This is a genomic window from Rhizobium aethiopicum (assembly GCF_900094625.1).
In the GTDB taxonomy this organism is placed as follows: domain Bacteria; phylum Pseudomonadota; class Alphaproteobacteria; order Rhizobiales; family Rhizobiaceae; genus Rhizobium; species Rhizobium aethiopicum.
The window spans coordinates 265,711-284,510 of record NZ_FMAJ01000004.1 but is presented as its reverse complement, the minus strand read 5'-3'; the positions used below and the strand labels follow the sequence as shown (position 1 = coordinate 284,510).

At 61.3% G+C, this 18,800-nt stretch carries 15 protein-coding genes and 1 pseudogene; 7 read left to right on the top strand and 9 right to left on the bottom strand.

Going from position 1 to position 18,800, the window contains the following annotated elements; all coding sequences use genetic code 11:
• Positions 1–14 precede the first annotated feature (14 nt).
• The 3 genes from GA0061105_RS11135 to GA0061105_RS11125 form a co-directional block, all read right to left on the bottom strand.
• Positions 15–926, bottom strand: a complete 912-nt coding sequence (locus GA0061105_RS11135) for a carbohydrate ABC transporter permease (protein WP_064695172.1) — start codon at positions 924–926, stop codon at positions 15–17.
• Positions 926–2,044: a carbohydrate ABC transporter permease gene (locus GA0061105_RS11130; protein WP_092750165.1), complete on the bottom strand. Its 1,119-nt coding sequence runs from the start codon at positions 2,042–2,044 to the stop codon at positions 926–928. The genes GA0061105_RS11135 and GA0061105_RS11130 overlap by 1 nt, the downstream gene beginning before the upstream one ends.
• Positions 2,045–2,111: 67 nt before the next feature.
• The gene (locus GA0061105_RS11125; RefSeq protein WP_064695170.1) at positions 2,112–3,752 is read right to left on the bottom strand and encodes an extracellular solute-binding protein; all 1,641 of its coding nucleotides are present in this window, start codon (positions 3,750–3,752) and stop codon (positions 2,112–2,114) included.
• A gap of 338 nt (positions 3,753–4,090) precedes the next feature.
• On the opposite strand from GA0061105_RS11125, the gene GA0061105_RS11120 reads away from it, so the two are divergent.
• Positions 4,091–5,158 carry an ABC transporter ATP-binding protein gene (locus GA0061105_RS11120; RefSeq protein ID WP_092750163.1) on the top strand — a complete coding sequence of 356 codons (1,068 nt, stop codon included), beginning with the start codon at positions 4,091–4,093 and terminating at the stop codon, positions 5,156–5,158.
• A 118-nt stretch (positions 5,159–5,276) separates the two neighbouring features.
• On the opposite strand, the gene GA0061105_RS11115 is transcribed toward GA0061105_RS11120, so the two are convergent.
• Complete coding sequence (locus tag GA0061105_RS11115; protein ID WP_092750161.1) at positions 5,277–6,101, bottom strand: universal stress protein; 825 nt, start codon at positions 6,099–6,101, stop codon at positions 5,277–5,279.
• 395 nt (positions 6,102–6,496) lie between these two features.
• Here GA0061105_RS11115 and GA0061105_RS11110 point away from each other — a divergent pair, with 395 nt between their 5' ends.
• Entirely contained in the window at positions 6,497–6,796 is a 300-nt protein-coding gene (locus GA0061105_RS11110; RefSeq protein WP_092750159.1) for a hypothetical protein, read from the top strand.
• A gap of 124 nt (positions 6,797–6,920) precedes the next feature.
• Here GA0061105_RS11110 and GA0061105_RS11105 read toward each other — a convergent pair whose 3' ends face one another.
• Both GA0061105_RS11105 and GA0061105_RS11100 read right to left on the bottom strand, forming a co-directional pair.
• Complete coding sequence (locus GA0061105_RS11105) at positions 6,921–7,505, bottom strand: cysteine hydrolase family protein (protein ID WP_092750157.1); 585 nt, start codon at positions 7,503–7,505, stop codon at positions 6,921–6,923.
• A gap of 77 nt (positions 7,506–7,582) precedes the next feature.
• Positions 7,583–9,947, bottom strand: a pseudogene (locus GA0061105_RS11100) (putative bifunctional diguanylate cyclase/phosphodiesterase).
• Between the two features lie 118 nt (positions 9,948–10,065).
• Between GA0061105_RS11100 and GA0061105_RS11095 the strand changes: the two are divergent.
• Positions 10,066–10,872 carry an ABC transporter substrate-binding protein gene (locus GA0061105_RS11095; RefSeq protein WP_064695161.1) on the top strand — a complete coding sequence of 269 codons (807 nt, stop codon included), beginning with the start codon at positions 10,066–10,068 and terminating at the stop codon, positions 10,870–10,872.
• Positions 10,873–10,954: 82 nt separating this feature from the next.
• Here the strand turns inward: GA0061105_RS11095 and fdhA are convergent, their stop codons facing one another.
• On the bottom strand, positions 10,955–12,145 hold the full coding sequence (gene fdhA / locus GA0061105_RS11090) for a formaldehyde dehydrogenase, glutathione-independent (RefSeq protein WP_064695160.1): 1,191 nt from the start codon (positions 12,143–12,145) through the stop codon (positions 10,955–10,957).
• Between the two features lie 717 nt (positions 12,146–12,862).
• On the opposite strand from fdhA, the gene GA0061105_RS11085 reads away from it, so the two are divergent.
• Positions 12,863–13,297: a hypothetical protein gene (locus tag GA0061105_RS11085; protein WP_064695159.1), complete on the top strand. Its 435-nt coding sequence runs from the start codon at positions 12,863–12,865 to the stop codon at positions 13,295–13,297.
• A gap of 139 nt (positions 13,298–13,436) precedes the next feature.
• Here the strand turns inward: GA0061105_RS11085 and GA0061105_RS11080 are convergent, their stop codons facing one another.
• A complete protein-coding gene (locus GA0061105_RS11080) occupies positions 13,437–14,342 on the bottom strand; it encodes a DMT family transporter (protein ID WP_092750155.1) in 906 nt (301 codons plus the stop codon).
• 112 nt (positions 14,343–14,454) lie between these two features.
• On the opposite strand from GA0061105_RS11080, the gene GA0061105_RS11075 reads away from it, so the two are divergent.
• Entirely contained in the window at positions 14,455–15,330 is an 876-nt protein-coding gene (locus GA0061105_RS11075; protein ID WP_092750340.1) for a LysR substrate-binding domain-containing protein, read from the top strand.
• Here GA0061105_RS11075 and GA0061105_RS11070 read toward each other — a convergent pair.
• A complete protein-coding gene (locus GA0061105_RS11070) occupies positions 15,305–16,297 on the bottom strand; it encodes a GlxA family transcriptional regulator (protein ID WP_092750153.1) in 993 nt (330 codons plus the stop codon). The two genes, GA0061105_RS11075 and GA0061105_RS11070, sit on opposite strands and share 26 nt — an antisense overlap.
• Before the next feature lie 102 nt (positions 16,298–16,399).
• Here GA0061105_RS11070 and bcoG point away from each other — a divergent pair, with 102 nt between their 5' ends.
• Both bcoG and GA0061105_RS11060 read left to right on the top strand, forming a co-directional pair.
• A complete protein-coding gene (gene bcoG, locus GA0061105_RS11065; protein ID WP_092750151.1) occupies positions 16,400–17,302 on the top strand; it encodes a 3-dehydrocarnitine:acetyl-CoA trimethylamine transferase BcoG in 903 nt (300 codons plus the stop codon).
• A 7-nt stretch (positions 17,303–17,309) separates the two neighbouring features.
• Positions 17,310–18,800 (top strand): carnitine 3-dehydrogenase, encoded by a 1,491-nt coding sequence (locus GA0061105_RS11060; protein ID WP_092750149.1) that lies wholly within the window; start codon positions 17,310–17,312, stop codon positions 18,798–18,800.

The following is an 18,800-nucleotide window of genomic DNA, read 5'->3' as shown; positions in this document are numbered from 1 at the left end:
CAAACGTCCCGCAGCTATTTTACCGCTCCCGCGGTCATCCCGGCGATTATGTGCTTTTCCAGCACGACGCCGACGATAACCAGCGGAAGAATCCCGGCGGTGGAAAGGGCAGCCATCGACCACCAGTTGATGCCCTGGCTGCCTGTCTGGCTGGCAATCATCACCGGCAGCGTGTTGGTATTTGTGGAGGTCAGCAGTGCCGCGAAAAAATATTCATTCCAGCACAGGATCAGCGCCAAAAGGAACGCGGCCACCATGCCCGGCAGGACAAGCGGCACGATGATGCGGGCAAACGCGCCCCAGACCGACAGGCCGTCGACCAGCGCAGCCTCCTCGAGCTCGACCGGTATGGTCGCGAACTGGTCACGCATGATCCAGACGACGATCGGCAGGACCATCAGCGTGTAAACGGCGATCATCCCGGCATAAGTATCGAGCAGAGCCAGCTCCTTGTAGAGAACCAGGAATGGCAGGGCGAGGACGACGGGCGGCATAATGAGCTGCGACAGGAAGAAGAACGAAATGTCGGAATTGCGCATATGGCCGAACTTGTAGGAAAAGCGGCTGAGGCCGTAGGCCGCCAGCGATCCGAGCACGACGGCAAGAGCGGATGCCGTGACGGAGATGATGACGCTGTTCCAGAGCCTGCGCATGAACTCGTCCCGCACCGTCGAAATTTGGGAAATCGTATCGGGAGAGAGCCCTAGCGAGCGCCAGCCGAGCCAGTTCGGCGCGAAATTGAACCAGGGGATCAGATTGCCGCGCATCACATCTGCGGCTGTCTTGAACGAGGTCGAAACCGTCCAGAACAGCGGAAAGATGCAGACACACGCCCAGATGACGAGCAGGCCGTAGACGGCCAGACGCATGGCCCACCAGCGAATGCGTTGGCCGCGCCCGTATTTTTCGAAATCGATGCGAACCATCAGAGCCTTCCTGTCATCCGCTTGACGATGCGGTCGGAGATCTTCATCAGCACCGTCATGCCGACGACGATGATCACGAGATAGACGAGCGCGAGCAAGGTGCCGTATCCGACGTTCGAGCGGTCGCGGTATTCGCGATAGATGAAACTGGTGACGGAATCCGTCGCCCCGCCGGGCCCCCCCGACGTCACCGTGATGATGATGTCGGCGAGCTTGAGCTTGAAGATGATGCGGATCATCACCGCCGTGACCGAGACCGGCAGCATCAGCGGAAAGATGACCTGCCAGAAGCGCTGCCATTTGGTGGCGCCGTCGACTTCGGCCGCCTCCAGCACCTCCCTTGGCAAGGCCTGCAATCCGGCGAGCAGCATGATCATCATGAAGGGGATGAAGGTCCAGGCGTCCATGATCATGATCGAAAGGCGCGCCGTCAGCGGATCGCCGAAAAAGGAGGGATTTTCCCAGCCGAGCCAGCGGACCAGGCGCGCGATCGGGCCGAAACGGGTCTCCAGCATCGATTTGCCGACCATCCAGCTTACCGCGACCGGCGACAGCATCAAAGGTACGAGGAAGGTTACCCGCCAGACCTTTCGGGCAATGATTTCCTGGTTGAGGAGCAGCGCCAGGCCGAAGGCGATCGCATACTCAACCGCAATCGCCAGGCAATAAACGATCATGTTGAGCAAGGCGTTGGCGTAGAACGGGTCGGCGATCATCCGGCGCACATTGTCGAGCCCGTTGAAGCGCCGCCCGGCAGAAGAGGCGAGGTTCCAATCGGAAAATCCGATCCAGAGTGCAAAGAGCAGCGGGAAGACCACCATCGATACGACGAAAAGCGCGGCCGGCAGAACAAAGAGCGCCTTCTTGCCGGCCTCGCCGTATATGACGACGCGGGTGACGCAAAGAACCGTGGCCCAGAGGAAATAGGCGTAAAGAACCGGCCTCCAGTTCGCAAAGCCCCAGCCGGTCCAGCCAAGTTCGTGGGCAGCCTGCATTGCAAAGGATGTTACGAACCAGACGGCGCTCAGCCACAGAGCCGCGCGGCCCCAGAAACGGCGGCTCGCTGAAATGGAGCCGGCCTCGACCGTGTGGAGCAGGTCGGCTTCGACTGTCGACATGATATTCCTCGCCCGGACAGAATGGGCGCTGGCGAATTCCAATCCGCCAGCGCGTTAGGTCAAACGATCAGAGCCCGAGGCTCGTCCGATAGAGTTTCAGCTGGCTGTCGCGGCCGATCTGGTCGGTGATCTTTTCCCAGGCGGCGGCAATCGCATCCGCGGTTTCCTGTGCCGACTTGTATTGTCCGGCAAAGCCCTTCGCCAATTCGTCCTCGGCGACGGAGTAATATTGGAAAATGCCGGGGATGCGCGGTTCGATCGCTGCGTTCGGGTGATTATAGCTGTCGGCGTTCGAACCCAGATAGTCCTCGATGTAGGCCCGGTCGTAACCCGCCTTTTCCCATTCGTCGTAGTTGAAGTGGGACTGGCGGTAGGGCTGGAAGCCGGACGGATAGGCAGACGTCCACAGCGACAGATCCTTGCCGCCGAGATGGGCGGCAGCAGACCAGGCCGCCTTGCGCTTCTTCTCGTCAGCGGAGACTCGCTTGGTGACGTAGATCCCCCAGCCGAGATAGGCCATGTTGGGCGCCTCGTTGTACTTTTCTTCCCATTGCCCGGTCTTGCGGTTGTAGACGCGGTTGGAGCCGCGGTTGATGCCGAAGCCGACGACGTCGCCGACGACCGAGGTGTCCGAGGTGCGCGCGCTGGAGCCGACGTCGCCCCACCACATCAGCATTGCACCGGTGCCCGCCAGGAACTGCGAGAAGGCGGTGGTGCCGGGATCCGCATTGATCTGATCGGCCGGATAGGTCTTGGCCGCGATCAGATCCAGGACATCCTGGATCGCCTGGACCCATGCGGGGTTGTTGACCAATGGCTTCATATTCTCAGGATCGAATAGCCAGGCCGGGTCGCCGGGATACTTGGCATAGGCCGTTGCGCGGTTCTCGATGAAATAGAAGCCGAAGCCGCCCCAGCCCTTGAGCGGATCGAGATAACCGTAGGCCGGCTGGCCGGTCAGCGGATCGGTCTTGCCGATCAGCGCCTTGGACGCTGCGTTGACCTCCTGCCAGGTCTTCGGCGGCTCGGCCATGCCGCTGATCGAGCCTTCGCCGAAATAGTCCTTACGATAGGCGAAGGTGTGGCAGTCGCCGTCGATCGTGACGCGATAGGTCTTGCCGTCCCAGGTGCCGACCGGTGGCTTCAGGTAACTCACCAGGTCGTCGGCTTCGATCTGCTTTGCAGCCCAGTCCGGCATCTCGTCCAGAAGCCCGCGTCCGGCTGTGTCGCCTTCGAAGGGTGCGCCCATTTCCAAAATGTCGTAATCAACCGTACCGGTTGCGATCGACTGCTGAAGGCGGGCGTTGTAATCGGCCTGAGCAAGGTCGATCCAGTTGATCTTGGCGCCGGTATAGGCCTCCCACGGCTTCAGGAAGCCGCGGAACAGGAAGTTGTGGAGATTCTGGTTGTTGAGCCCCATGAAGGTCAGCTCGACGCCTGCGAACTCACCCTCCTTGACATTGGCCTTGGTCGGGCCAAGGCAGAGCTCGCCGACCTTCTGCCAGTCTCCATCCGTCGGCGAGCCCTTGCCGACGCCCGGAATCTGCAGGATCTGGGCACGCAGATCATCGGCGGCGAACGCCGTGCCGGCAATTCCACCCATCGCGCCGGACAGGCCGAGCAGAGCCGCAGCACTTGCCGTTCCGCGCAACACGTCGCGGCGGCTTGCCTGGCGGCGCATCAATGCATCGTAAATTTCGACTTTCATGTCTTCCTCCTCCACGTTGGTGCGCTGCCGCCAGCCAGTGTTTCCGAATAGTATCCGGCCCGAATTTGGGACTGGTCTCGTGCAGAACTATCTGGTAAACAAGAAAATGAAACGTTTCATATTCTTGTTTGAAACCGCTCCTCTCGGTCTCGCCATCGAGCATTAGACGGCAAGCGGAAAAAGTCAATAAAAAATGAAACGTTTCATGGAGGAGATTTGGCGGCGTCCCGGGTCGTGGCAAAACGCGTTTTCGCTGGCCGTAATGCCTGGGATATCGGCGAGAGATGCAGACCCTTGGGGATTACGCCGGGGGTGGCCGGAAAGTGAGTGGGAGGCATATGGCTGAGGTCAATATTTCGGAGGCGCGGAAGGCCTATGGCGCTTTAAATATCCTGCACGGCGTCGACATCGATATTCGCGATGGCGAGTTCGTGGTGCTCGTCGGCCCGTCCGGTTGCGGCAAGTCGACCCTGTTGCGCATGGTCGCGGGGCTGGAAAGCATCACCGGCGGTACCATCTCGATCGGCGGAAAGATCGTCAACAATCTGCCGCCGAAGGATCGCGATATTGCAATGGTCTTTCAGAGCTATGCACTCTATCCGCACAAGACGGTTGCCGAAAACATGGTATTCGCGCTGCGCCTGCAGAAACAGCCTGCCGATGTCATCAAGCAGCGTCTGCAGGCGGCGGCCGAGACCCTCGACCTCGTGCCCTATCTCGACCGTTATCCGCGCCAGCTTTCGGGCGGCCAGCGGCAGCGCGTGGCGATGGGAAGGGCCATTGTCAGGTCGCCGCAAGTCTTCCTGTTCGACGAGCCGCTGTCGAACCTCGATGCCAAGCTGCGCGTGCAGATGCGCAAGGAGATCAAGGAGCTTCATCAGAGGCTGAGAACCACGACGATCTACGTCACCCATGACCAGGTCGAAGCGATGACCATGGCCGACAAGATCGTGGTCATGCAGGGCGGCAGGATCGAACAGACGGGAACGCCGCTCGAACTCTACGATCGTCCGCGCAATACGTTCGTGGCCACCTTCATCGGCTCGCCGTCGATGAATCTGCTGAAAGGCCGCTACAAGGCCGACGGTGCTGCCTTCGTCACGGAGACAGGCGATGAGATTGCACTCGGCTTCACGCCGGAAGCGTCCGATGGCCAGGCTGTGCGCCTTGGCGTGCGGCCCGAACATCTGGCACTCGCTCCGAACGGGTTGAAGACGACCGTCAACGTCACCGAACCCACCGGCCACGAGACGATGGTATTTCTGCGCTACGGGTCCGGCGAGCTTGTCGCCGTGTTGTCCGAACGTCACGAGTTCGAGCCGGGGCAGGCCGTAACGATTGCTGCCCGACCGGGCAAGCTTCATCTGTTCGATGCGGAGTGCGGCAAGACGCTGCGACGAGATTGAGGAGCTGCTTCCTGCTGAGCGACAAGCCGCGGGTTGTGAGGCACGCGGCCTTCGTGGCATTGACAATCAGTCCGAGAGCCAGTGTTTCGAAGCCGATCCCCTCATCGCATACCGTCTCTTAATGCGATAGCAGGACAGGCAGGGTAATGCTGGTCAGCACTGCCTCCGTCGCGCCGCCGAGCACGAATTCCCGCAGGCGCGAATGCCCGAATCCGCCCATGACGAGAAGATCTGCCCGCAATTCCAGGGCCTTGCTCTGCAGCACCTCCCCGACCGGTTTGCCGTGCGCACGCACCCGCGTCGCCTCGGCCGTCACGCCGCTCTTCAGCAGGTTTTCGATGAGACAATCCCCCGTCTCGTACGTCACCGGCTTCTCGTCGATCACGGAAAGCAGACAGACCTTGGAGGCCTGCTCGAGGAAGAACGAGGCATCATGGGCTGCCCGCGCAGCCGCGCGGCTGCCATCCCAGGCGATGGCGACACGATCTATCCGGCCGCCGAACGGCGCCGGCGGATAGAGGATGAGCGGCCGCCCCGATCCAAACAGCACCGCCTCGACGATCGGACGGGAGAGGCCTGCCAGTTCCAGAAGCACAAGATCGTAGGCGCGCGAGGCTTCCGCCAGCGCGTCGACGACGAATGGCTCCTCAACCTTGATCTCGCGGGTGCGTAGATCGACGGAAGCGGCCCTTGCCTCATCGACCACTTTCTGCGTCAGCGCCGAAGCACGCTTGCGGCTCAGCGCTCCGGCTTCCCGCGCCATTCGTGCCGCATCGATGATCAGTGAGGACAGGGCATTGGAGACGTCGGGAATGGTAATCTCCACCGGACAGACGGTCAGCGTCGCCTGCATGTGCCGCGCGAGCATGACCGCATTGGCGACCATGATTTCCGAAGTCGCATCCGGGTAAGTGAGGAGCGGGAGAAGGATATGCCGTTTCATGGTGTACACCCGAAAAAGAGAATGGCGATCTGATATTACCACTCTGGCACCTGACCCGGAACTGCGCATTGACATGTCTCAAATCGGGCATCTCCCATCCGCGATTGCCGCCCATCAATGAAGCATTCCGGGCGGCTTTACGACGATGACCGTTGCGCCGGCATAATCGCCCGTGTTCCGCGGCCGATGCGAATTCGGCGTCTTGGACCTCGTACGAAATCCCGCTTCGGCCGAGAGTAGTCTTGATCTCAGCTCCAGGAAAGAACGTCGACTTCGCGCTAGCGTTCGTCGAGCCAGACAGAAGAGATGGTGTTATAATTCCCGGCAGTCGGTTTGGACGTCCTGATCGCGCAATTCAGGCAGGTGCGGGTCTGTCATCGGCTAGGAGGCCGCAGATGCTGTCGACGGAGAGAGACTTCAAACGGGGCGGTGAGCGGTCGCCCATTCCTTCGCAAGGTGAAGTCGAAGGCAAGCTTCTCATGTTCGAAGCGGTTGCCGTTACCTGTCTGCAGGAGCTTCTCGCCAAAACGGGAACGCGCCTGGTCCCGAGGCTTCGACGGCGACTTGTTCGCAATCTGAAGAAGAGGTGCGCCCCGTTGAAGCTCTGCGCGGATGACGAAAAGGCTGCAGAGGAGTTCGCGCTCCAACTGTTGAACGCAGCTCTGGAAAAGGCAGAAAACGAGGAAGCCCGCTGAGTGCCAGACGCCTGAAGCGCAAGGTGCGAGTGCGGTCTTTGCGGTCTCATGCGCAAGCGTGCTCACCACCTTTGCGGGGAACGGCCATGCCTTGGTACAATCAATAAGGTCGCCCGGAAGGCCCTCAGCCAAGGCTGCTCAAGAACTCTTCCGTCTCCATGAGCTCGAGCTGCACGGAAAAGCGGTCGTGCAGAAGCTCCAGCGATGCGTCATAGGTGTCGTCTGCGCTACTGCAGACGGCGTCCTTCAGCATGATGACACGATAGCCGAGATCGATGGCGCCGAGCGTCGTCGCAAGCACGCAGACGTCCGTTTCCCCACCGGTGACCACAAGGGTGTCGACCCGCTCGGATTGAAGAGTTGTGTGGAGGCGGCCGTCGATCCAGGGGGAATAGGTGCGTTTGTCGAAATATCTTGCCGGCGGAACAAGCAAGGCCAGCGAGGAAGCCAGCTCGACCAGGCCACGCGGAAGATGCTCGCCCGTCATCATCCACCATTTCCGGTAATAGTCCCGCCATTTTCCGGGCATGGCATCCGCATGCTGGGGCGGCACGAAGCGGGTGAAGATCGTTCGGGACGGATGCCGGCCGGCGAGTTCCTCGATCTGAGGGGAGATCCGAGCCATCCAGGGAACGTGCCAGGGGGTATCTTCCGCAAACATCCGCTGCATGTCGACGCAAAGGTGCCGCCACTCGCCGAGCTCGCCCATCACGTCCTCCCTTCATCTCGGGGCGTCAACCGCTGTCCGCAGCGAAAGTTCCCAACCGCGTGACGATCAAAAGGTGCTCAGGCGATGGCGCCTGGAGCGATCGTCCGTAACGCGGGGCCACTTTCGGGCTGGCCGAAGCAGTCGAGATCGCGGAGCGGAACCGGTTTTGGAGAAGAAGTATCCCTGGAGATCGGTGCAGCCGAGGGCAGTCAGAAAGTCCCTTTGATACTCGCTTTCGACCCCCTCGGCAGTCGTCGAGATGCCGAGGTTGCGGCTGAGCGCGACGATTGCGCCAATTATGGCCGCACCGTTGGCTTTCGTGCCTAGCAAAGAGACGAACGAGCGATCGATTTTGAGACGGTCTATGTCGAAGCGCACCAGATGGCTGAGGCATGAAAAGCCGGTTCCGAAATCGTCCAGCGAAATCTGAACGCCTTGGCTGCGCAGCGACTTCAGCACCGAATAAATCTCGGAATTATCTTCAATGAGCGAAGATTCGGTGAGCTCGAGCTCGAGCCGGGATGGCTGCAACCCGCTCTCCTGAAGCACAGCGAAGACCTCGTCGGCAAAATTTGGTCGACGCAGCTGGGCGGGAGATACATTGACCGCGACAAAGGTGCCGTCAGGCCATTTGCAGGCGGCTCTGCAGGCTTCGCGCAGTACCCAGAAGCCGAGCGCGTCGATAAGACCGCCCTCCTCGGCAGCAGGGATGAAGCTGGCAGGCGTCAAGAGCCCGCGCTGACTGTGGCGCCAACGCACGAGCGCTTCCGCGCCCGACGCCTGAAATCCGTGCCCGGCACGATGCACGGTCTGGTAATAGACCTCGAGCGACCCGAAATCAGATCTGCCCGCAATCGGCGCGGAAGGGGGAGGGAGTGAGGCGGTGCTTTGGGCCAGAACTTCCCGCAACTCGTTCTTGAGGATGTCGCGCGCATTTCTGCCGCCGTCCATGGATGGCGAATAGACGCGCCACTGGCCCCTTCCGCCCATTTTTGCCTCGTAGAGCGCGACGTCAGCGTACCGCATGATATCGTCGGCATTGCGCCCGGCATCCGGCACGACGGTCACGCCGATCGAGCCGCCGACCCGGGCGACCGCTTCGCCCTTCAAAAGCGGGAAGGGCTTGCCAAGTTCGGCAACGATCGCTTCGCATATGGACGGCAGGATTTGATCATCTTTTACGTTCCGCAGAAGCAGGGCAAACTCATCCCCGCCGAGCCGGGCAAGCGTGTCATGCGGACGAAGCACTGCGCCGATCCGCTCCGCAGCCCTCCTGATGAGTTCGTCGCCGGCTGCATGGCCGAAGGTGTCGTTCACCGCCTTGAAGCGGTCGAGGTCAAGCAGCGCCACTGCCGATGGCTCGGCGGAATTCCGCGTATCGGCCAGACACTCCTCGAACCGCATAGCGAACATGGCGCGGTTGGGAAGGCCGGTCAGCACATCATGCAGGGCGAGCTGCCGTGCGTGCAGCTCGCTTTTCTTCAATTCGCCGAGACTGCTTCGCAGCCGCACGAGCAGAACCGAAAACAGGACCGCGATCACCAGGGCGGCAATTGAAAGCGCCGGCATCAAGCGGCCGATCACCCTCGAACCCGGAAGATCGGGCCGCCATACGATGAAACCGATCGGTTCACCGTTCGCCGTGGCGTCGATCTGGAACGCGACCTCGTTTTCGTCAGCGTCGGCCGTGCGCGCGAAGCGGGCGCCGTTGAGGCCTTGTTGCCGGCTCAATTCGTCGAGCGCCGCGCCGTCAAGAAACCGCACGACGATCAGGAATTGCCGCATCGGCTGCGGTTGGCTCTCGGCGGCTTCATTGACGGCGACGATGCCCACGATGGTCGGCCGGCCTTCGAGCCGCATCAGATTGGCCAGTGCTCGGTTGGCGCGGGCGGTATCGGCGAAGCGGCTTTCCATCGATGACGGGGTCCGTTCGCTCGGAACTGTGCCCCGGCTCCCCGTAAGGCGGGCGTCTTTAAGGAGAGGCAGAAAGAGCGGCCTCATCCAGCGATAGCGCTTTTCCGTTTCGGCGTCGGTCATCATGATCAGCTGCGCCTTGTCGTCGACGACGAAGGCCTGATCGTAGCCGAAGGCCGACATTGCAGTCTGGCTGATCGCACTTCCGGCCGCTGCAGTAAGAACAGTATCGAGGCTGGAGGAAACTCCCGCTGCCCGGGAGGCCGGATAGACACCGGCGAGATAGCCATTGCCGAATTGACCGATGACATGCGCGACTTGATCGACCTGTTCCCTGAGGCGCGCATTGACGAGCTGGCGCTGTCGATCGAGGGCCGCGGCGTCGCTTTCGGTTCCCGCCCAGAGCGCAGAGAGCACGACCAGTCCGATCGCTCCCAGCCCGCTGACAGCGATCAGGAACAGAATTCTCCCCGAAGCGATCCAGGATTGCTGAAACGTATTGGAGCTGGAAGGAACAACGATGTGCAAGCCTAAACCCCTGAACCCACCACGGGCGCATTCGTGAACGCTAACAAAGAAGCGTTCACGTAGAATTAAAGGCTGCAGCGCACTATCGGGCGAGATTACCCCACAAGGAGTTTCAGACATGTTGCGCCTATCCATTCAGACTATACTCCGCGGAGCGCTGATGGCGGGCGGGCTGGGTCTTCTTCTCGCCGCGACCTTACCGCTGCAGCTGGCTGCGCAAGATCGCACGCCCATGAGAGTTGCCGTCGAAGGTGCATTTCCGCCCTTCAACTATCTTGATGCGAATAACAAGCTGCAAGGCTTCGACATCGATATCGCCAATGCCCTTTGCGAAGCCGGCAAGTTCGAATGCGAATTCATCATCCAAAAGTGGGACGACATGATCCCCGATCTCGTCGCCGGCAAATACGACGCGATCATTTCCTCCATGTCGATGAGCCTGGAGCGTCGCCAGAAGGTCGCGTTCACCGCCCAATATTACACCAGCCCGTCGGTGTTCATCGCCCGCAAGGACTCGCCGATCAGTGACGTCAGCCCCGCCGCCCTCAGCGGCAAAAAACTCGGCGTGACATCGTCGACAGCGCAGGAATCTTATGCCAACCACCTGTATCCAGACATGAAAAAGACGGTTTTCCGCTCTTCGCCGGAATTATACAAAGGCCTGTCGGACGGGCGCGTCGATATCATCCTCGAGGATAAACTTGCCATTTATGACTGGATCGCCAACACCAAGGCGGGGACCTGCTGCGAGTTCAAGGGGCCGGATCTGGTCGATATCACTTATTTCGGCGAGGGTGCCGGGATCGCGTTGCGCCTGGATGACAAGGAGCGTCTTGCCCGCTTGAACGATGCCTTGAAGGCCATCAAGGATGACGGGACCTATGACATGATCAACGCTAAGTATTTCCCGTTCAGCATCCAGTAGTTTTGTTCCAAGGTTCAATCGTTGCAACGCCGCGCCTGCGAAACAGGCGCGGCGTTGTAAATTTTGTCTTTATTCCTTGGGATCAGGCGGCTTTCGCGACCTCTCCGTGCGGATCGAGGACGTATTTCGTTGCCGCGCCATGATCGAAGCTTTCATATCCAGCAGCGGCGTCGTCGAGCGGGATGACCTTGGCGTTGACGATATCGGCGATCGGCAGCCGGTCGTGGAGGATCGCCTGCATGAGCTGGCGATTGTATTTCAGCACCGGGGTCTGTCCGGTGTGGAAGGACTGCGCTTTTGCCCAGCCGAGACCGAAGCGAAGCGAGAGATTGCCGTGCTTGGCGGCATTGTCGACAGCGCCCGGATCCTCGGTCACGTAGAGACCGGGAATACCGATCGAGCCGGCGGCGCGGGTGATCTCCATCATCTGATTGAGCACGATCGCCGGCTGTTCACCGCCGGAATGGCCGCGTGCCTCGAAGCCGACCGCGTCGATGGCGCTGTCCACCTCGTTGCTGCCGACGACCTCAGCAATCATGTCGCCGAGACGATCGCTCTTGGAAAGGTCGATGGGTTCGAACCCGACCTTTGCGGCATGTGCCAGGCGGTCCTTGTTGAAATCACCGATCATGACGACCGCCGCACCGAGGATGCGGGCTGAAGCGGCGGCCGCAAGGCCGACAGGGCCGGCGCCGGCGACGTAGACGGTCGATCCGACTCCGACGCCTGCGCGCACTGCGCCGTGAAAGCCGGTGGGCAGGATGTCGGAGAGCATGGTGAGGTCGCGGATCTTCGCCATGGCCTTGTCGCGATCCGGAATTTTGAGCAGGTTGAAATCGGCATAGGGAATGGTGACGTAGCGCGCCTGTCCGCCGATCCAGCCGCCCATATCGACGTAGCCGTAAGCGCCGCCGGCACGCGCCGGGTTCACCGTCAGGCAGACGCCGGTATCCTGCGACTTGCAGCAGCGGCAACGACCGCAGGCGACATTGAACGGCACCGAGACGATATCGCCGATGTCGAGCATCTCGACGTCGACGCCTTTCTCGATGATTTCGCCGGTGATCTCATGGCCGAGAACCAGGCCCGGCATCGCCGTCGTCCGGCCACGGACCATGTGTTGGTCAGAGCCGCAGATGTTGGTGGAGATGACCTTCAGGATCACGCCGTGCTCGATGCGGCGGCCGTCGGGGGCTTCCAACTTCGGGTCGTCGATGTCGCGAACTTCGACCTTGCCTGGCCTTAAATAAACGACGCCTCTATTTTTGCTCATGGATTCCTCCCATGTGTTGAATGCCTCGATCTGCAACCAATGCAGTCGACGGCAATGCTTTCTTGTGGCCTGCCTCCTCCGCAGTCCGGCATTCACAACGCCACATCGGGCGATAGTTCGATTTCGCAGATAAGCGGGGACAGACTGGATCGAGGAGAGAGTGAAAACGATAGGTCTGGCCTGTCGTTCCGCTCGTCATCGCCCGCCGCAATCCGTAGATCTGCTGCGCAAAGAGCTGGTTTCGAGCTCCAGAACCTCCTTTCGATCCATCACGATCTCCGGATGTCAATCCGGCGATCTTCTTGAGGAGTTCAGTTCTTCTACCGTTGCCGGGTAGCGCGGTCGGCGGCCGGCCTCGCATCGTTCATGTCGCCAGCTTGCGGGCAGCGCCGTGAACATGACCAACAAACCATGCCTGACGGAAAACAGAGCCCGAAAAAACGACATGGGTGCCTCTCAAGACGACAGTCGGCAAAGGCGCAATGGCTTTCCATGGACGACGACACGTTGATCCCGCGAATGCGGCGGTTTTCCGGATCGCTTCGGATGACGTGATCGCCGCTGTCGCGATTCCTCGCCTAAATTCGTGTCACCTGTGAACACATCCATTGGCCTGCGGCAGATGCCGTTTTCAATCGTGATTGGACTTCGGCTGTGACCTGAGCGAGGCTATTTTCGGGAGCGGACCATCTATTTTTCCGGGGATAGGAGGCCGAAATGGAACAGCATGCACTTGAGCAGTTAAAAGCGATTGCAAAGGTCAGCACGACCTATGATCGCCTTGAAATGACGAGGCGCGAACGGCTTGAGCGGTGGGCCGACAGTCTGGAACGCAGCCCCAGACCGTTTCTCAAGACGCTTCACGAAACCGAGTATCAGCCGATTGCAGACCGGCTTGCATTGCGGGATGACGACACCCCGATCTCAGTTGCGTTTGCTGATCCCATTCTGCGCGCGGCAGGAATGGAAAACGACAGCTATGGAGAAGCCAGGCGGTTCTTCGAACTCAGCGACGAGCAATTGCACGACCTTGTCTGCTTTTGTCATTTCGGTGAACGTGTCAGCGCGGCAACACTGGCGCGGCGGGTACGAAAGATGGCGGCTCACAAACCAGGCGGGTTTTTCGCTCAGCTTCGTGCGTTCTTCGGTTAGTTGAGGCCGAGGCCACCTGGCGTGTAAGTCTGGCGCGGCGCCGGGTGAAGCGGCCGCGACGGCAATCGCTTGGTCGCTCATCAGCGCATGAGCGACAGCCCAAAACCGTCGCGTCAGCCGACCGGAAGATCGGCGGCACCTAGCCGTGGTACGGCCGTCGGCTCCGGTTGAAGTCGACCGCCGTATGCCAGAACACGGCGCCGAGGATGATGGCACCGCCGAAATAGGTGGCGACGGGCGGCTGTTCGGAAAATAGCAGCCAGACCCAGAAGGGCGTCAGCACAATTTCCATCGTGCCGATCAGCGCCGCCTCAGCTGGCGGCATCCGCTTTGCCCCGGCAAGGAAGAGCACCAGCGCCAGCGAGAAATTAGTGGCGCCGAAGGCGGCAAGCACGATCCAATTGTGCAGGTCGAGAGAACCGACCGAACCGAAGGGCGCGAAGATGACGAGGGTCAGGAAAGCGCTGACGACGGTCGGCGGCAGGCTCGGCACATCAGGATTGATGCGCGGAATGATGATGACGAGCGCGAAGGATGCGGTCATGCCGAGCGCCAGCAGATCACCCCAGCCGGTGCCGCCGCCGATCGACGAGGCGACGATGACGGCGACGCCGAGGAGTGAGATGCCGCCGGCAATCAGCGTCCGCCTGGCCACCCTCTCCTTCAGGATGAGCCAGCCGAACAAGGCCGCAATGAAAGGCGTGGTCGCATAGATCATCGTCACGTTGGCGACGGTGGTCATGTAGAGAGACCCGATGAAGCATCCCTGACTGAAGGTCTGGCATGCGATCATCGCTAGACCAGACGGATGGAGAACGGAACGCCATTGCCGCCGCGAGATGCCCCCTTCGAGGAAAAGGCAGGGGATCAGCAGGAACAGGCCTCCGAACAACGACCGCCAGGCGATCGCCGTCCATACGTCGGTCGTAAGTAGCCGGGAGTAAACGCCGCTGGCACTCCAGGCAAGCGTCGCGGCAACGATGAGAAGCACACCCTTCTCGTGCTCGCTGCCTGCGAGGCGTGTGGTCGAATTGTCGATGGTCACGCAGAGATTCTCAAAGAAGGAAGTCGAACGCCGCCCATTTCTGCGCCGGGAATTGACATAAGACAAACGAATAGTAGAGATGGCTATCATCGATTTTTTCTATGGCCGTCCCATGCATGAACCGGTCGAAAGCGATCTGCTACGAACCTTTCTGGTCGTCGCCGAGACATCCAACTTCTCTGCAGCCGCCCAGCGCATCGGGCGAACGCAATCAGCCGTCAGCACCCAGATCAAGCGGCTCGAAGAGGCGATCGGCGAAACCCTGTTCGAGCGCGGCGCCCGCGGTGTGCTGCTGACGCGCCAGGGCATACAGCTTGTGCCCTATGCCCGCCGGGTGATCGACCTCTTGAACGAGGCGGCGGCGACGATCCGCAGCAAGCCGCTCGACGGCCCGGTGCGCATCGGAATTCCCGAGGAATACAGCCAGACGGTGCTACCGGCGGCGCTTGCGGCCTTCGCGGTTCGCCATCCCGCGGTCGAGGTCACCGTCTCCTGTGATTATACAACACGCAATCTCGCCGCCCTGGAGCGGGACGAACTCGATCTAGCCGTCGTTTTCGACTGGAGCGACCAGACGAAAGGCGAAGTCATTTGCATCGATCCCACAGTCTGGGTCACCTCGATGGTCCACCGGCTGCACGATCTCGATCCCCTACCCATCGCGACCTATCGCAACTCCACCTGGTCACGTGATTTTGCGCTCAGGTCGTTGGAGCAGATCGGTCGCAACTATCGCATTGCTTTTATCGCCGATACGGGTTCAGGACTGAAGAATGCGCTGACCGCCGGCCTTGCCGTGACGACGCTTTCCCGCAGCAGCATCCCGCCTGGCTGCCGGGAACTGACCGCCGAGGACGGATTCCCGCCGGTTGACTCCTCGAAGGTCGTGCTCCGCCGCAGCACGTACCGTTCCACCGAAGCCATCCGGGAACTCGCAGAGATGGTTCGGGACGCGTTCCAGCCTACGTCGGCGCCGCCGGTGGCGTGATGCGGCGGCGCAAGCGGCGGCGGGTCTCGGAGGGGCTCTCGGAGAAGCTCGCCCGGTAGCTTCTGGCAAAGGCCGAGGCCGAATTGAAGCCGGTTGCCGCCGCGATGTCGGCGAAGGAAGCCGTCGTCTCGATCACCTTGCGGCGCGCCGCGTTCAGGCGCAGCGCCAGATAGTGCACATGCGGCGGCGCGCCGAGGCTCTGCTGGAAGAGGTCCTGCAGATGCCGGGCGCTGATGCCTACCCTGCGGGCGAGCCGCGCCAGAATGAGCGGCTGCTCGATATGCTCCTCCATCAGCCGCACCGCCTGGCTCACCCGGGGATCATGCATGCGAAGCCCTGCCGAAGCGGCGGAAAGCGGCTCGTCGCCATGGAAGGAAGGCTGCTCGTAGCGAAACAGCCGGCTGACTTCGAGCGCCAGCGAATAACCCTGCCGCTGCCTGATGATCTCCAACATCAGGTCCACGGTCGGAAGCGAACCTGACGTCGTCAGTCGTTTGCCGTCGATGACGAAGCGGTCCTTGACGGCCCTCACCTCAGGATAGGCAAGCGCGAAATCCTCGTAATCCTCCCAATGAACGGTCGCCGGCTGCCCGTCGAGGAGACTTGCCTCGGCGAGCAGCCACGTACCTGACTCGATGCCGGCGATCACCGAGCGGTGGCGGGCGGCCTGGGAGAGCTGCATCTTGAGCGCCGGCGTCGCGTTGCGGCGCCAGTTGTAGCTTGCCAGCACGAACAGCGGATTATCCTCGACCGTCGCCCGGAAGGTTCCCTCCGCGGGCACCGCGATATTGCTGGTCGTGAGGATTGGCGCTCCGTCCGACGTCAGCAGCCGCCATCGATAGAGCTCGCTGCCGGAAATACGGTTGGCACCGCGCAGCGGCTCAATGACCGACGCGATCAGGATCAGGTTGGTATCGGCAAGAACCAGAAGATCGATATCCAGCCGTTCCGTCGAACGTTGTAGCAAGGTAGCTCCTCCGTTCTGATAATGTATCAATCGCTTCTGATAATGCAAAGCATCATTGTCCGTCCTGGCGCGTAATGCTGGACAAGACGGGAGAACAAAAACATGCCTCTTGCGATGAACCGCGATGTCTTCATCACCTGTGCGGTGACCGGCGCCGGCGATACGGTTTCCAGATCCAGCCACGTTCCCATTACTCCCAAGCAGATCGCAGATTCCGCGATCGACGCCGCCAAGGCTGGGGCGGCCGTTGTTCACTGCCATGTCCGCGATCCGGAAACGGGGGCCGCCAGCCGCCGCAACGATCTCTACAGGGAAGTCACCGAACGCATCCGCGCGGCCGACGTCGACGTCGTCCTCAATCTTACCGCCGGCATGGGCGGAGACTTGATCTTCGGCGATGTCGAAAGCCCCCTTCCCCTCAATGCTAACGGCACCGACATGGCGGGCGCCACCGAGCGCGTCAGCCATGTCGCCGAATGCCTGCCGGAGATCTGCACGCTCGATTGCGGCACGATGAACTTCAATCTCGGCGACTATGTCATGACCAATACGCCGGCGATGTTGCGGGCGATGGCGAGGAAGATGACCGACCTTGGCGTGCGGCCGGAGATCGAGGCTTTCGACACCGGCCATCTCTGGTTCGCCAAGCAGCTCGCTGAGGAAGGCCTGATCGAAGATCCGGTGCTGATCCAGCTCTGCATGGGCATTCCATGGGGCGCGCCCGACGATCTCAACACCTTCATGGCGATGGTCAACAACGTGCCTTCGAGCTGGACCTTTTCGGCGTTTTCGATCGGCCGCAACGCCATGGCCTATCCGGCGGCGGCGGTTCTCGCCGGCGGCAACGTTCGTGTCGGCCTGGAGGATAACCTTTTCGTCGGCAAGGGCCAGCTCGCCACCAATGCGCAGCTCGTCGAAAAGGCGGTGCAGGTGGTGGAAGGCATGGGGGCGCGGATCATCGGCCCCGAAGACGTCCGCAAGAAACTCAAACTGACGAAGCGCTGAGGGCGGTATGACAGGGATCGGCAAAGCGGCTTGCATCGGCGGTGGCGTCATTGGCGGCGGGTGGATTGCCCGGTTCCTGCTCGCCGGCATCGACGTCGACGTGTTCGACCCGCATCCGGAGGCGGGCCGGATTGTCGGCGAAGTGATTGCCAACGCCGAAAAGGCCTATGCCATGCTGACCGGCGCACCGCTGCCGCCGCGCGGCCGGCTGACCTTCTGCAGGACGCTCGAGGAAGCTGTCGCCGATGCCCATTGGATCCAGGAAAGCGTGCCGGAAAGGCTCGACCTAAAGCGCGGCGTGCTGACGCAAATCGATGCCGCGGCGCGTCCCGATGCGTTGATCGGCTCTTCCACCTCTGGACTGCTGCCGACCGATCTGCAGCAGGACATGAAACATCCCGAACGCCTCTTCGTCGCCCATCCCTATAACCCCGTTTATCTGCTGCCGCTCGTCGAAATCGTCGGCGGCGAGAAGACCTCGGCCGCGACCATCCGGGCGGCGATGGAAAGACTGCCGCCGATCGGCATGAAGGGCGTCCACATCGCCAAGGAGATCGAGGCCTTCGTCGGCGACCGGCTGCTCGAAGCACTCTGGCGCGAAGCCTTGTGGCTCATCCACGACGATATCTGCACCGTCGAGACGCTCGACGACGTCATCCGCTATTCCTTCGGTCTGCGCTGGGCGCAGATGGGCTTGTTCCAGACCTACCGCATCGCCGGCGGTGAGGCCGGCATGCGCCACTTCCTCGCCCAGTTCGGTCCCTGTCTCGCCTGGCCGTGGACCAAGCTCACCGATGTCGTCGATCTCGACGACGCGCTGATCGAAAAGATCGGCCGGCAATCCGACGAGCAGGCCGCCGGGCTTTCGATCCGGGAGCTCGAAGGCATCCGCGACGAAAACCTCGTCGGCATCCTTCAGTCCCTCAAGGGCGGCGACAGTGGCAAGGGCTGGGGCGCCGGCAAGCTGATGAAGGATTTCGAACAATCGCTTTGGGCGAAAGGCGGCGGTGCGGTCGCGTCCTTCGATCCGTCGGAGCCGTTGAGGCTCGTAGAAACCAAGGTGAGCCCTGCCTGGGTCGATTATAACGGCCACATGACCGAGCATCGCTATCTGCAGGTTTTCGGCGATACCTCGGACGCGCTGCTGCGTCTTGTCGGCGTCGATCTCGCCTATGTCGAGGCCGGCCATAGCTACTATACGGTGGAAAGCCATATCCGCCATCTCGGTGAGGCCAGGCTCGGGCAGGCGATCCATTCGACCTGCCAGGTTCTGGCCGCCGACGACAAACGGCTGCATGTCTTCCACACTCTCCACGACACGGCGACGGGCGAAGCTCTCGCGACCGCCGAGCACATGCTGCTGCACGTCGACAGCAAGCTGGGCAAGTCCATGCCGGCGCCGGCCGTCGTGCTCAACAAGATCAAGGCGATCGCCACGGCACATTCGGAATTGGCGCTGCCCGAAGGCGCCGGCCGTCACGTCGGCCAGAGGCGATAG